This is a genomic window from Streptococcus sp. 121, assembly GCF_016458205.1.
Taxonomy (GTDB): domain Bacteria; phylum Bacillota; class Bacilli; order Lactobacillales; family Streptococcaceae; genus Streptococcus.
The window spans coordinates 1-13,965 of the sequence record NZ_JAEMED010000002.1 but is presented as its reverse complement, the minus strand read 5'-3'; the positions used below and the strand labels follow the sequence as shown (position 1 = coordinate 13,965).

Sequence of the window (13,965 nt, the reverse complement as noted above, 5' to 3'; positions counted from 1 at the left end):
ATGAAACTTCAATTTAAAGAACAGGGATTCCAACTGGATGCGGTTTCTGCGGTCGTGGATGTGTTTGAGGGGCAACCGCTGCAAGAGGGTTTCCAATATGTGATGGATCAAGGGGTTAGTGATTTAGACGATGAGGCTCCGTTGGATGTTTTGGGTTTTCGGAATGTACCTATTAAGCTTTCGGAGTCTGTAATTCGGGACCAGGTTCGGATCAAGCAGGCGCGGTTTGGTTTGAGGCCGTCTGAGGAGCTGTCGGTTTCGCGGATTGAGGGGCGTCCTTCTTATAATTTAAGTGTGGAGATGGAGACGGGGACTGGGAAGACCTATACTTATATTCGCACGATTATGGAATTGAATAAATTATACGGTTGGCTCAAGTTTATCATTGTTGTGCCGAGTGTGGCGATTCGGGAGGGAGTGCTCAAGTCTTTCCAAATGATGGAGGACCATTTCCAAATGGAATATGGGAAGAAGCCTCGTTATTTTGTCTACGATTCAAAGCGGTTGGGAGATTTGGATACCTTTGCCAATTCGTCTAGCATTCAGGTGATGATTATCAACTCGCAGGCCTTTAACGCCAGTGGGAAGGATGCGCGTCGGATTCGGATGGAGCAGGAGAGTTTTCGCTGGCGCAAACCTATCGATGTTTTAGCAGCGACCAATCCGATTCTGATTATTGATGAGCCGCAGTCGGTTGAGGGGGCTAAGACCAAGAAGGGCTTGGCGGATTTTAAACCGCTTTTTACGCTTCGTTATTCAGCTACGCATAAAGACAAGCATGATATGGTCTATCGTTTGGATGCCATGGATGCTTACAACCAGAAGTTAGTCAAGAAGATTGCGGTTAAGACGGTTGAGCAGTCGGCGACAACTGGAACCCAGGGCTATCTATATCTTCAAGAATTGGTGCCTCAAAAGTCAGGTGGTCCCAAGGCTCGGATTGAGTTTGAAATGCGGACTAAGTCTGGAGCTATTAAGCGGGTGACGCGCTTGGTGGAGGAGCCCTTTGCCTTGTTAGAGGAGTCTGGGGAGTTGCCAGCTTACCAGGATGGTTGGACTTTGAGTCATTTTGATGCGCGTGAGGGTGAGAATTCCATCCAGATTGGCGCTAATCGCAAGCTCTATGTAGGAGAAGTGATTGGGGAAACTAATGAAGAGGATTTGCGCCGAATCCAGATTCGGGAGACGATTGCCAGTCATTTGCAGAAGGAAGCGATCCTTTACAAACGTGGAATCAAGGTTCTGTCCCTTTTCTTTATCGATGAGGTTGCCAAGTACAAGCAATATGATGAGGAGAATCAAGCCTTTAATGGGGCTTACGCTGATGTTTTTGAAGAGGAGTACCAAACTCAGGTTGAGGCGCTCTTACAGGATCCTCATCTTCATGCGACTCCTTATTGGCATTATTTGAATCAATTTCAAGAGGGGCAAGGGGTTCATGCTGGCTACTTTGCGGCGGATAAAAAGAAAAAGTCTGGTCAAGTTCGGTTCGTGGATAAGGTTAATACCAGTAATGAAACGGAGGCTTATGATTTGATTATGAAGGATAAAGAGAGACTCTTATCCTTTGAGGAGCCGGTTCGCTTTATCTTTTCCCACTCAGCTCTCAAAGAGGGCTGGGATAATCCCAATGTTTTCCAAATTTGTACCTTGAAAAATACGGGGACTGAGACTGAGAAACGACAAAAAATTGGTCGTGGCATGCGTTTGGCGGTTGACCAGCAAGGGGTCCGTCAGGATAAAGAGCTATTGGGAACGGATGTACACAACATTAACAAACTCACAGTCATTGCCAATGAATCTTATGAAGAATTTGCCAAGAGCCTTCAGAAGGAACTGAGAAAAGATCTGAAAGATCGTCCAAGGAAGGTGGATGTAGGCTTGTTTGAAGGAAGAGTTCTTCAGTCGTCTTCAGGTCAAAAATTGTCACTTTCATCCGAGGATGCTCAAGAGTTGGTTTGTCAGCTCCGAAGTCAGGAGATTATTGACAAAAAAGGCCAGTTGACTGAAACTTACCTAAGTGCTGGGGAGGAGGCAAGTCTTTCTTTGTCTGAGGAGTTTGCGGGTTATGAAACAGCTGTTCAAGATTTGATCCAAAGTGTCTACACAGTAGGTTCTTATGTGATTGAATCTGAAAATGATACGGAAGTGGTCTTTGCCAAGCAACTGAATGCGGATAACTATGAGAGTCAGGAATTTAAAAAATTGTGGGCCAAGATCCATCATAAGTCTGTCTACATGGTTGAGTTTGACGATCAAGAGTTGATTGAGAAAGCAGTGGCTGCCTTGAATGAGAGTTTACAAGTATCGAAACCGTCTTATCTCATTACCGAGGCTGAAGCAGCTGAAATGACGGTCGAGGAAGGACATGATTTCCAAATTCAAAAAGATGGCAAGCGGTCTGAACAAGTGGCAAAACCATCCATTGAATTGACCTATGATTTACTAGGAGAGATTGCCAGTCGGACAGAATTGAAGCGGCGGACCATTGCGGAGATCCTAAGTAAAATGGCTCCTTATAAATTCAAGTGGTTCTCCTATAATCCGGAATCCTTTATTCAAAAAGCCAGTCAGATTATCGCGGATCAAAAAGCGAGCCGGATGATAGAACACCTACAATACCATATCTTGGATGAAACCTATGATTCTACGATCTTTACAGACAATCCTCTGACTGGGAAAGTATCAGATTCCAATATGTTGAAATCTGAGAAGGGAGTCTATAACTATGTAAAAGTGGATTCGGATGTTGAAAAAGACTTTGCTCGGGAGTTGGATCAGCACCAAGAGGTTCGGGTTTATAGCAAGCTCCCAAGTGCCTTTAAGATTTCCACTCCATTAGGCGATTACAATCCTGACTGGGCTATAGCTTTTAGAGACGGCAGTGTCAAACATGTTTATTTTGTAGCTGAAACAAAAGGAAACATTTCCAGCTTGCAACTCAAAGGAGCTGAGCAAGTAAAAATTGAGTGTGCAAAAAAACATTTTCAAGCCCTCCGTGAACTTGGAATCACAGGCCAAGATGAAATTTATGGGGTGGTCAGTGACTATAAAGAGTTATTGGAGATTATAAGAAATTAGAAAATAAGGAACGAGGTGATTTTACTTGGTACAGCAAAAATCAAATGGGTATTTTGAACCTAAATTTGATTTATGGAAGAAGAAATTACTTGATTTGTCCATGCGCAACCGCTTGTTAAATTATAAGCCCTTGAAAACAGGTACTTACCAATTAGAAGGTGAGATGGAGGAACTGTTTGATAAGTTAGTGCATGCATTTGGGTTTATCTTTGATTCGGTTCCCTATAGTGAGGCTAGTGACGAGGAGGCTCAAGAGGTTCGGAGTCGTGCTCGGAAACTAGAGTTTATCCGTAAGCAAATTAAGTCTGCGGAAGATGAGATGGGTTTTAATATTGGCTATGCGGCCTTTGGTTTTTTAAAGTGGGCAGATGAAAATGCCTTTGATAAAGAAATTCAATCTCCTTTGATTTTGGTTCCTATCACGATCAATCGAGAAAGCCTGACGAGTCCCTATGTCATTGAACACAAAGTTGACGATGAGATTGAACTTAATCCCGTGCTTCTGAAGAAGTTAGAAGATGACTATGGTATCAAGATTGATGTCCCCAAACATTTTTCAGATTTTGCAGGAGTCTTATCCGACTTGGAGAAAAAACTAAGTTCTTTTGGTTGGTCACTTGAACCAGCAGTGATGATCGATACTTTCAACTTTCAAAACTTGGTGATTTTAAAGGATTTGGAGATGAATAAGGAAAAAATTCATGCAAATCCTTTCATCAAGGCTTTAGTTGAAGAAAATGATACTTCAGTTGAACAGTTGTTTGATTCCTATAATCAGGCTATTGATTTGAAACATGAAAAATCGCAAGTACGTTTGCAGATTTTGGATGCCGATTCGAGTCAGCAGGAAGCGATCAGTCGAGCGAGGAGAGGAGACAGCTTTGTCTTACAAGGTCCTCCAGGAACGGGAAAATCCCAAACGATTTCCAATATTATCGCTGAACAGTTGGGGCTTGGAAAGCGGATTCTGTTTGTATCTGAAAAGCAAGCTGCCTTGGATGTGGTTTATCAGAAATTAAAACAGAATGGATTGGAAAAGTTTGTTCTGACCTTACACAATACCAAGCAGAAAAAAGGGGATATTCGCAATCAGTTGAAGGAATCTCTGGACTTGGCGGAAGAATCTTATCGCTTTATGGATGAGAAGTTTTCGTTATATACCAATTTGGATCAAGTTACCCAATCTTTAAATGATTATGATGAGCTTGTGCATAGGCAAGATTCTAAGCTTGGAAAATCTTTTTATGACCTACATGGGAAGTTAGCCAAGGTTCAAAAATATCCCCATCTTCGTTTTCAAGTGGATCAGACTATGTTGGAAATGTCGTTTTCACAAATCGAAGACTTGTATCGAAAAATCCAACAATTAGCTTCTACCTACTTATCGGATACACAGCATCATCATGAAAATAGTTGGCAGTACTATAAGGGTGAACTCTCCTTAAGTCAAGTTTCGGACTTAAAAGCATTGCTGCTGTCTTTAAAGGAGAAACTCCAAATTATTTTGAATAATCAAGTGGAAATCCAATCCTATCTGCCTAATTCTTTTCCCGATGATGAGATTTTGGAGCGATTGGAAAAGATGGAATCGCTGCTAGATCAAAAAGAGGTTGGTCTTTCAGAGGAATGGATTGATCTCGGGCTGGATCAAGTTTTGGAGGACTTAGAAACTCTAAGAGAAAAGCATACCTCTATTCAAGACTTTAAAGACCAGATTGAAGAAGAACAATCCAAGGTAAGGGGGATATTTGAGGATTCAATCTTTGAAACAGAGAGTTTGGGTCAGGTTTTAAAATTCTTTAAATACGAATACCAATCTTTTTTAAAGAGACTGTTCTCCAGTGAATACAAGGAACACTTCAATGCTTACAAAAAGCAAACCAAAACCTTGAAATTAACCTATGACCAATTGATTGAACATTTGGAGTTTTTGGAAAACATTCACGAGAATGAAAAAGGTCTTCAAACGGAAATCATTGAAAAAGGAAAATTAGAAAAGAGATTAAGTAAAACAATTGATCGCAAACTAGATGGCTCTGTCCAGCAAGTTGACACCTTACTATCTTTATTTTCTTGGATACATGAGTTCCAAGAAACTGTTCAGACAGACGAATGGCTCGTTTCATTGAAAACTGCTAAAGAACTTATTAGTGGTCAATTAGAGGTCAATTGGGATTCTCTCAGACAAGTGGTAACTACGGATTTAGCTATTAAATCTGAGTTAAATCAACTCCTTGAAGAATTCAGACAGAGTTTTCCTACTGTCTCGACGGAACCAGACCAGCTAAGCTCATTTTTGGATTCTTTGGATTTTGAGAAACGTGACGAATATTTCATCTACAAACGTGCAAAGGATGGCCTCCTAGAAGAATATGACTTGAATGATTTTATTAAACAATTAGAAGAAAAAAGCATACCTGCTAAAGATGTTCTACCTGTTTTCAAAAAGCGTTTCCTATTTTTACTCTTGGAAAGCAAGGATGCTTATTCCAAAATTAGTCAGATTTCCAAAAAAGAATTGGAAAATCAATTATCTCGTTTCCGGAACGACGATAAACAGACTTTTAGCTTAGCTCGGGATCGCATTTTCAAATCGTTAGTGGATCGATTACCAAGCATCAATGAGAATATTGTTGTTACGGGTGGGGAAATCTCCATTTTGAAAAAAGAGTTAAAGAAAAAGTCACGCCTGTTGTCAACGCGACGTTTAATTCAAGAATTACCAAGCTTATTACCGCGCTTGAAACCCTGTATCATGATGTCTCCTTTGACGGTTAGCACCTATTTTGCGACAAATGCAGACTGGGAATTTGATCTGGTTATTTTTGACGAGGCTTCGCAGGTTAAAACGGAATATGCGGTGGCAGCCATTAGTCGAGGGAAACAAATTATTGTGGCAGGGGATAGTAAGCAGATGCCACCGACTTCCTTCTTTGATTCTTCCAGAGCAGTGGAAGAGCTTGCTGAGGATGAGGTTGATTTTGAGGATTTGGAATCTATTTTGGATGAGCTAAGTGTCAAGATCCCTGAGACGTATTTAAACTGGCACTACCGTAGTAAGGATGAGTCCTTAATTACCTTCTCCAATCATAAGTTTTATAATAACCGCTTATACACCTTCCCTTCCGAAAATTCGGATATTCACAGTAATGTTACTTTTAATTATGTTCCAACTGGCATTTGGGAATCGAGAGCTGGTAATGACATTGAAGCCGAAAAAGTGGCGGAAATGGTCATGGATCATGCTATAAAACATCCTGATCAATCACTGGGAGTTGTGGCTTTTGGTATGAGTCAGGCGCGTGCGATTGAAGATAAGATCTTGGTCCTTCGTGAGCAAAATCCTGAACTCGAGACCTTCTTTGATGAGAATAAAGCAGAGGCATTCTTTGTTAAAAATCTCGAAAATGTTCAAGGGGATGAGAGAGATGTTATTTTACTAAGTGTGGGCTATGCTAAAGGACCAACAGGGAAATTACGGATGAATTTTGGTCCCCTTACCAAGACGGGAGGAGAGCGACGCTTGAATGTTGCGGTATCTCGTGCGAGAGAGAATATGCATGTTATTTCAAGCATCCGTTCCAAGGATATTTCAACTGAAGGTAGTAGCAATGAAAATCGCCACTTATTCAGAGACTTCTTGGAATTTGCAGAAAAAGGGGTTGGTGCTTTAATTGGTTACGACCTATCCGAGCAAGATCAAGAGCCTCAGTTCGATTCCGATTTTGAAGAAGCTGTCTATGATTATTTGGTCACTCAGGGCTATCAGATCCATACACAGGTTGGTGCTTCGGGTTACCGCATTGATATGGCCGTAATCCATCCAACCATTCCAGGTAGATATGTTTTAGCCATCGAGTGTGATGGAGCAGCTTATCACTCTTCCAAAACAGCTCGAGATAGAGACCGTCTAAGACAAGAGATTCTAGAATCAAAAGGTTGGAATTTTTATCGAATTTGGTCTACAACTTGGATCCACGATACTGTCAACGAAAAGCAACATCTGAAATCTGCCATTGACCAGGCTATAAAAAATTACTTGCCGGATGCTGAGAGGACAAGTAGGCCTGTTCAGTCCACAGATACTTTAACAACAAATTTAATCGCAGTTTCGACGGAGTCAGTTGAGTATGATGCTTTGCCATTCTATTTTGGAGATGTTTATGATTTTGAAAATGCCATCCCAGATTTGTCAGATATCATTATGAAGATTGCTCCTAAATATGTTGGCTATAAAACAGAGGATCTGATGCGACATATTAATAAAAATGTATTTGATAAACAGCGCCTGACTCAAGGTTACAAAGCAGTTTATGAAGCAGCATTTGAATATCTGGTTGAAACCGAGAGGATGGAGCTTCCAGGTGACTTAATCCAAGCAGTTCAATCACTAGAATAAAAGAAAACAGAGGTTGGGAGTTCCAATCTCTGTTTTCTTTTTACCTTGTTTCTAATTAGTATCAGGGGAGGGTTTTACCTGCTGCAAGGTAAATTTCATACCATTCTTTGCGACTGAGGGTTAGGTTAGTGGCTTGGGTCGCTTCGAGTATTCGTTGGGGTTGTGTTGTACCAATGATTGCTTGCATTTTAGCTGGGTAGCGAAGGACCCAGGCGATGGCAATGACAGAAGGAGTTGTCTGGTAATGATTAGCCAATCGGTTAAGGACTTGGTTGAGCTTTTCAAACTTGGGATCTCCTACAAAAACTCCTTGGAAATAGCCATGTTGAAGAACTGACCAAGCTTGGATCACCAGGTCGTGAGTTCGAGCATATTCAAAGATACTGCTAGTTCCAGAGCTTGTGAGGGCTTGCTCCATGTTCACATGAAATCCTGCATCAAATTCTGGAGCAAAAGCGGCACTCAGTTGTAGTTGGTTAATTGCGAGTGGTTGGGAAACCGCTGTTTTGAGGAGCTCAATCATCATCGGATTTTGATTGGAAACCCCAAAATGACGAACTTTGCCTGTTTGTTCTAGATGATCAAAACCTTCTGCAACTTCTTCTGGCTCCATCAGAACATCTGGTCTGTGGAGAAGGAGGCTATCTAGATGGTCGATGTGTAGTCGTTGGAGTATCCCTTCTACAGAATTGAGGATGTGTTCTTTGGAGAAGTCAAAGTAGGTAATGTCTTCAATACGGATACCGCATTTTGATTGGATCCACATTTGATTTCTGAGATCGGGTCTATTTTTTAAAACTTGCCCAAGTATTTCTTCAGAGCGACCTCCTCCGTAGATATCAGCCAGGTCAAAGGTATTGATGCCGACAGAAAGGGCGGTTTCAATTAATTCCTCAACTTGTGAAGGCGACAGGTTTTTAATGCGCATTAAACCAAGGACAATGCTGGATAATTTGGTTTTTTCTTGGGCGAATTCAATGGTTTTCATTTGGAAAATCCTTTCAAATTTATTGGAAAGCGATTTCATTATATACGGATTTAGGAATAAAGTAAAGGTTATTTGAGAAGGGGATTCACTTTGTATCCTTCCGTTAACCGCAAACTATCCTTCCGGAAACAAGGTATCCTTCCGCTGTGGTATAATTTTAATTGAGACTAAGGAGGGACGGATGTTTTTAAGTATTAAAGAGTTAGCAATTCGTTGGGGAATTTCCGAAAGAAGAGTTAGAGAATTGGCCTCTTTAGGAAAGATTCCAGGTGCCTTTCAAGAGGGGCGATTTTGGAGATTTCCAGCAGGAGTGAAAAAACCATCGGATAGCCGTTTCAAAAAAACGGAGAGTCTGTTATCATCAATTGAAGAGAAAAAGGCCCATTTAGATACCTTAAGACCCTTAACTTCTGGTGAAGTTCAACGACTGAATGAAGAATTTACGATAGAGTATACTTACAATTCAAATGCAATTGAGGGGAATACTTTAACATTGAAAGAGACAGCACTAGTCCTTCAGGGGCTAACAATTGATCAGAAACCTTTGAAGGACCATTTGGAAGTGATTGGTCATCGTGAAGCTTTTGAATTTGTTCAATCCTTGGTTTCGGATGAGATTGCACTAACGGAAAAGGTCATTAAAGATATACATTATCTGGTTGTCTCTGATAAAAAAGAGGACCGAGGTATCTACCGTCGAGTACCCGTTCAAATTATCGGAGCAAGTAATGAACCTGCGCAGCCCTATATGATTCGTCCTCTTATGGAAGCATTATTATTGGATTATCAGAAATCGAATGAGCCCATTGTCAGCAAATTGGCACGTTTTCATATTGAGTTTGAGAGCATACATCCTTTTATTGATGGAAATGGTCGTACAGGTCGCTTATTGGTGAATTTAGAATTAATGAAAGCAGGCTATCCACCAATTGATATTAAATTTAGTGATCGTTTAAAGTATTACCAAGCCTTTGAAGACTATCATCTAAAAGGGAGTTTGTCGACAATGGAAGATTTGTTTGCTGGTTATTTAAACGAGAGACTGGATCGATACATTAAAATTTTAGAGATGGCTGAATCTTCCTCTAACTAAAAAAATCCTCAGGCTTCAAAACTTGAGGATTTTTAAGGTTATTCTGATTTGATTTCAATTTTTTTGATGGTCACAGTCTCAGTAGGTTTATCCTTGTCATCGGTTTCCGCTGCTGCGATTTTATCAACAACGTCCATACCTTCTGTGACTTGGCCGAAGACGGTATAAGAGCCATCGAGACTGGGATTTCCCCCGTTTTTGTAGGCTTGGATGATTTTACTGTGGTAGGTTGTTGGATCTAGTCTGCTGGAGATGTCTTGGGTGTTTTGATTGATAAAGAATTGGCTACCGTTGGTATCAGGTCCAGCATTGGCCATGGAGACGGCACCTCGGATGTTGTAGAGATAAGGACTGATTTCATTGGCGAAGCCTGTGCCAGGGTCTTTTTCACTGTCCTTGCCAGCCCAGATGGATTCCCCTCCGCTACCGTCGCCTTTGGGATCACCGGTTTGGATCATGAAGTCTTTGATAACCCGGTGGAAGGTGAGTCCGTCATAGTAGCCTTCTTTGGCATGTGTAAGAAAGTTCTCGACTGCCAATGGGGCATACTCGGGGAAGAGCTTCATGGTGATGTCCCCCTGGCTGGTTTTAAGGGTAACCACGGGTTCGTTTTTAGCGGCTTTGTTAGTGAGCTGTGGAAAGTCCGCATCTGGATTCTTGAGAACTTCCTGTAGTTGTTCACTCAAGCTCAATTCTTGTTTGGGTTGGTTATGATAGATGATGAATGCTAGGGCTGCTGCACTGATAACCAGGAGAGCTGTGATTAGTTTTTTCATGCGCTGGATTCCTTTCGTGTTCTTTGCCCATTATAGCGAATACAGGGTATAGTTTCAAGCTTTTTGAGGTCTATCTGTGGTATACTAAGGTGGAATGGAGGATTATATGATGATCGAATCTCTAGGCCAAGTCATGGTCTATGTGAATGATATTGCTGGCGCTGCCAAGTTTTGGAAGGAGCAAGTTGGCTTCGAATTAGTAGAGCGTCAAGAAAATATGGGCATGGTGTCTTATTTAGTAGCGCCAAAGAAAGATAGCCAGGTGAAGATTGTCCTTCAGGACAAGGCCAAGGTAGCTGAATTGAGCCCGGAGTTGGATTTGGCGACACCATCCTTTTTGATGGAAACTTCTGACCTGGATGGTACCTACCAATATATGCTAGATATGGGCGTATTGGTCATGCCAATAGTAGACTTAGGCTTTATGCGGGTCTTTAATTTTTCCGATTTAGAAGAAAATTATTTTGCAATTCGTGAGGTGAAGAAATGATTAAAGGGATTGAAGTTTATTTAGTGACAGATGGGAATGGTCAAGAGGCTGTTGAGTTTTACAAGGGAGTGTTAGGTGCAGAGCTTGCGAGCTTGACACTCTGGGGCGATGCCATTCCTGACGTAGCGGAAGAGCATAAGGATTTGGTCTTGAATGCGCAACTGGTGGTGGACGGGATTCGTCTGCAAATCTCTGACGAAAGCCCAGAATATACCTACAACCCAGGTCGCAACGTGGTTCCAACCCTTATCGTAGACTCTGCGGAAGCTGCTCAAAAGCTCTACGATGCTCTTAAAGAAGAGGCACAAGAGGTGACACTGGAATTGCAAGAAACCTTCTGGTCACCAGCTTATGCCAACCTAATTGATAAATACGGTATTAACTGGCAGATTTCTGCAGAAGTTGAGGCTTAATATGGTTAGTCTCGCTGAACGTTATGCCGATTATCCTGTCCAGCCCTTTATCTCGGAGCAACAAGCTCAAGACCATGCTAGCGGCAAAGTAGCGCCAGCGGTACCTCGTAAGAATATGGAGCCCTTAGAGGGAGAGATCTTGGCTGGTGATGTCATTTTACTCTGGCGGATTGCCTTGGGAACTTTCACGACAGAATCTGTTTTTCCAAAGTATTTTGAATACACTTATGGAATCGATGCACCTCGGAACTTGAAAGATTTGGAGGAACGGGACCTGGTTCGTAAGCAAAGTGCGCGTGAATCCTTGGCTCATATTAATGCTGGGCAGAAGAAATCGATTCTAAAAAACCAAGGTGTTAAAGGCTTTTCTAAAATGAAAGCGGCTGAACTGGATCAGGCACTTCTGATCCAGGTAGACGAATCTGCCTTGGAAGCCAGTTTTGACATTCGTGGCTATGTTTTGACACCAGAGGGCCAGGCCCTGTTTGAACTACATCCTCAGGTATTAGATCGTCACCCTAAGAAGATGTAGGGAAGAGTGAGGTAGATATGAAAAAGAAATGTTATAAGGTCATGTTTGGAACTCTGCTCACAGGAGTTGGATTTTGGTTGGGCTATCAATTGGCGGCAATGGTAGCTCAGATTCCATCCCAGTCAATGTTTGAAAATGAATTTGTAAATTTCGGTTTCATCTACCTCCTTTTCTTTTTCCTTTTTCTTGTGGCTATCTTTATCCATGAATTGGGACACTATATTGGTGGTCGCTTGTCTAGGTATCGTTTGATTTCCTTTCGTGTGGGTAGTTGGGTTTTAGTCCGCTGGGATGAAGGCTTGTTTTGGAAACGATTTACTCTTCACGGCACTTTGGGACAATGTTTGATGGCACCGCCAAGTTCAGATTATAATCAAGTTCCGGTTCTTCTCTACAATCTTGGCGGACCTTTGATCAATCTCCTATTTGCTCCCTTGATTGTTCTAGGGCTAAAGATGGACCCATCATGGTGGAGTCTCACCCTCTTCTTATTTGGAGGGCTTAATCTGCTACTCTCTCTAGGTAATGGAATCCCTTTTAAAGGAAAAATTATCTCTAATGATGGGATGAATGCTTGGGAATTGTATCATAGCCCCGCTGCACGAGAGGCCTTTGTCAAACAGATGCTAATAACAGAAGGACTAACGAGAGGTCGTCGGTTAAAAGATTTACCGGTAGAATTGTTTCATTTGAAGAGTCCAGTAGAAGAGGGGAACTCTTTTGTTTCGATGATGAACTATTATTGGGCTTCTTACCTTCTGGATAAAGGGGCTTATAGGGAAGGAAGGGGAATTTTAGATAAGTTAGTACTTCCTAGCGGAACCTTGCCAGGTCTCCTGAAAATCTTTAGCCGATTAGCCTTATTATTTCTAGAACTCTTAGAAAATCCTAGTCAGACTGATTTATCCATTTTAGAAGAAAAACAAACCAAGCAAGTGCTAAAAGCTATGAAGAATTCGCCGGCTATTCTTTCGATCCAGTATGCCATTGCCCGTCTTCGAAACCAAAATCAAGCAGAGGCGGATGCCATTCGTCATCAACTTGAGAAAGTGATCCAGACCTATCCGACCAAGGCTGAGATTGAGATGGCGTTGGAAGATGTGGATATGGTTGATCGAATTGCGGCTGGGGAAGATGTTACGAACCTATTTTCATAAGAAAAAACAAGGTGGAAACGGAGGTTTTCATCTTGTTTTTTAGAATAGTGTGGTAGAATTATCTTGAGTAATGAAAATAACAGGTCTATAGATCCGAAAGTGTTTCTTTCAATATTCAGTTTAGGAGGAGTGCTGATGAAAAGGGTGATGAAAATTCCAAGCTATTTAAAATTAGTTTGTGTTGGGATGTCTACTATAGTGCTACCAACTTTTTTTCAGAATCAAGATATTCCGAGGATTAAAACAGATAAACTAACTGCAGGTCAGCGAGTTCAATTAGACTATTTACGCTCTTTAAATGAAATCAAGCAGGAGGCGGTCTCTTTTGACTACAAACAAGAATGATTTAGAAAGAGTAGACGACCTTGTTGATTTGGTAGAGAAGTTACCCGATGAAGAAAGACAGATTGTTTTACAAAAATTAGAAATATATCAGGGAGATTTACCTCATCCTGAAATCTTAGAAGGCTACAATAATTTATTTCCAGAAGCTGCAAAACTGATCATCGAGAATGGGGTAGCAGAATCGGAACATAGAAGAAAAATGGAAGAGAAATATCTTTCTGGAAATATTGCAGCTCATAAGTTCGGTCAAGTGTTAGGTTTCATTGTAGCATTGTTAATTATTGCTTGTGGAACCTTTTTGATATTTACGGGTTATTCTATTGCAGGTTCTATTATGACTGGAACGACTGCTCTAGGTGTTATACTCTTTTAGTTTATCTTTTATTACTGTGTTAGCTCGTCTTGCCGTACTTATTTGAAACTTTCTTCGAAAGTTGTATCGGCAAGCTCAAAATCTCCCCCAGAGATTTTGACCTGTCTACGACTCGCTGCCTTGTACTAAAAGCAAACTAAAACTCCAAGCAGGCTTCGCCTGCTAACTCATGACGGAAAATTAGTTCAGGTATATAATAAAGATGAGCAATACAAATCCGTAAGTTTATTAGGGCTTTGCCGAGCCTGTAACTAAAACTGGATGAATAAGAGTCATGAGATAACTCGAATACGCCTTGAGCGTGAAAATAAAATTACA

11 protein-coding genes are annotated in these 13,965 nt (G+C 41.3%); 9 read left to right on the top strand and 2 right to left on the bottom strand.

Going from position 1 to position 13,965, the window contains the following annotated elements; genetic code table 11:
- Both JEQ21_RS00500 and JEQ21_RS00495 read left to right on the top strand, forming a co-directional pair.
- Window positions 1-3,081: a type III restriction-modification system endonuclease gene (locus JEQ21_RS00500; protein WP_199363525.1), complete on the top strand. Its 3,081-nt coding sequence runs from the start codon at window positions 1-3 to the stop codon at window positions 3,079-3,081.
- Window positions 3,082-3,106: 25 nt separating this feature from the next.
- Window positions 3,107-7,480: a DUF4011 domain-containing protein gene (locus tag JEQ21_RS00495; protein WP_199363524.1), complete on the top strand. Its 4,374-nt coding sequence runs from the start codon at window positions 3,107-3,109 to the stop codon at window positions 7,478-7,480.
- 61 nt (window positions 7,481-7,541) lie between these two features.
- On the opposite strand, the gene JEQ21_RS00490 is transcribed toward JEQ21_RS00495, so the two are convergent.
- Window positions 7,542-8,468: an aldo/keto reductase gene (locus tag JEQ21_RS00490; protein WP_199363523.1), complete on the bottom strand. Its 927-nt coding sequence runs from the start codon at window positions 8,466-8,468 to the stop codon at window positions 7,542-7,544.
- A gap of 181 nt (window positions 8,469-8,649) precedes the next feature.
- Here JEQ21_RS00490 and JEQ21_RS00485 point away from each other — a divergent pair, with 181 nt between their 5' ends.
- Window positions 8,650-9,561: a Fic family protein gene (locus tag JEQ21_RS00485; RefSeq protein ID WP_199363522.1), complete on the top strand. Its 912-nt coding sequence runs from the start codon at window positions 8,650-8,652 to the stop codon at window positions 9,559-9,561.
- Between the two features lie 38 nt (window positions 9,562-9,599).
- Here JEQ21_RS00485 and JEQ21_RS00480 read toward each other — a convergent pair whose 3' ends face one another.
- The gene (locus JEQ21_RS00480) at window positions 9,600-10,337 is read right to left on the bottom strand and encodes a peptidylprolyl isomerase (RefSeq protein WP_199363521.1); all 738 of its coding nucleotides are present in this window, start codon (window positions 10,335-10,337) and stop codon (window positions 9,600-9,602) included.
- Window positions 10,338-10,446: 109 nt separating this feature from the next.
- Here JEQ21_RS00480 and JEQ21_RS00475 point away from each other — a divergent pair, with 109 nt between their 5' ends.
- From JEQ21_RS00475 to JEQ21_RS00450, 6 genes are all read left to right on the top strand, one after another.
- Window positions 10,447-10,827 carry a VOC family protein gene (locus tag JEQ21_RS00475; protein ID WP_196091903.1) on the top strand — a complete coding sequence of 127 codons (381 nt, stop codon included), beginning with the start codon at window positions 10,447-10,449 and terminating at the stop codon, window positions 10,825-10,827.
- The gene (locus JEQ21_RS00470) at window positions 10,824-11,240 is read left to right on the top strand and encodes a VOC family protein (RefSeq protein ID WP_196966994.1); all 417 of its coding nucleotides are present in this window, start codon (window positions 10,824-10,826) and stop codon (window positions 11,238-11,240) included. The genes JEQ21_RS00475 and JEQ21_RS00470 overlap by 4 nt, the downstream gene beginning before the upstream one ends.
- Window position 11,241: 1 nt before the next feature.
- Window positions 11,242-11,772 carry a hypothetical protein gene (locus JEQ21_RS00465; RefSeq protein WP_199363520.1) on the top strand — a complete coding sequence of 177 codons (531 nt, stop codon included), beginning with the start codon at window positions 11,242-11,244 and terminating at the stop codon, window positions 11,770-11,772.
- 17 nt (window positions 11,773-11,789) lie between these two features.
- The gene (locus JEQ21_RS00460) at window positions 11,790-12,929 is read left to right on the top strand and encodes a hypothetical protein (protein ID WP_199363519.1); all 1,140 of its coding nucleotides are present in this window, start codon (window positions 11,790-11,792) and stop codon (window positions 12,927-12,929) included.
- Between the two features lie 135 nt (window positions 12,930-13,064).
- A complete protein-coding gene (locus tag JEQ21_RS00455; RefSeq protein ID WP_199363518.1) occupies window positions 13,065-13,274 on the top strand; it encodes a hypothetical protein in 210 nt (69 codons plus the stop codon).
- The gene (locus JEQ21_RS00450; RefSeq protein ID WP_233340662.1) at window positions 13,255-13,647 is read left to right on the top strand and encodes a DUF2335 domain-containing protein; all 393 of its coding nucleotides are present in this window, start codon (window positions 13,255-13,257) and stop codon (window positions 13,645-13,647) included. Before JEQ21_RS00455 ends, JEQ21_RS00450 begins: the two co-directional genes overlap by 20 nt.
- The last annotated feature ends 318 nt before the right edge of the window (window positions 13,648-13,965 follow it).

Coding starts and splice junctions, on each gene's coding strand:
- JEQ21_RS00500 (WP_199363525.1), top strand. CDS start 1: ATGAAACTTCAATTTAAAGAACAGGGATTCCAACTGGATGCGGTTTCT.
- JEQ21_RS00490 (WP_199363523.1), bottom strand. CDS start 8,468: ATGAAAACCATTGAATTCGCCCAAGAAAAAACCAAATTATCCAGCATT.
- JEQ21_RS00485 (WP_199363522.1), top strand. CDS start 8,650: ATGTTTTTAAGTATTAAAGAGTTAGCAATTCGTTGGGGAATTTCCGAA.
- JEQ21_RS00480 (WP_199363521.1), bottom strand. CDS start 10,337: ATGAAAAAACTAATCACAGCTCTCCTGGTTATCAGTGCAGCAGCCCTA.
- JEQ21_RS00475 (WP_196091903.1), top strand. CDS start 10,447: ATGATCGAATCTCTAGGCCAAGTCATGGTCTATGTGAATGATATTGCT.
- JEQ21_RS00470 (WP_196966994.1), top strand. CDS start 10,824: ATGATTAAAGGGATTGAAGTTTATTTAGTGACAGATGGGAATGGTCAA.
- JEQ21_RS00465 (WP_199363520.1), top strand. CDS start 11,242: ATGGTTAGTCTCGCTGAACGTTATGCCGATTATCCTGTCCAGCCCTTT.
- JEQ21_RS00460 (WP_199363519.1), top strand. CDS start 11,790: ATGAAAAAGAAATGTTATAAGGTCATGTTTGGAACTCTGCTCACAGGA.
- JEQ21_RS00455 (WP_199363518.1), top strand. CDS start 13,065: ATGAAAAGGGTGATGAAAATTCCAAGCTATTTAAAATTAGTTTGTGTT.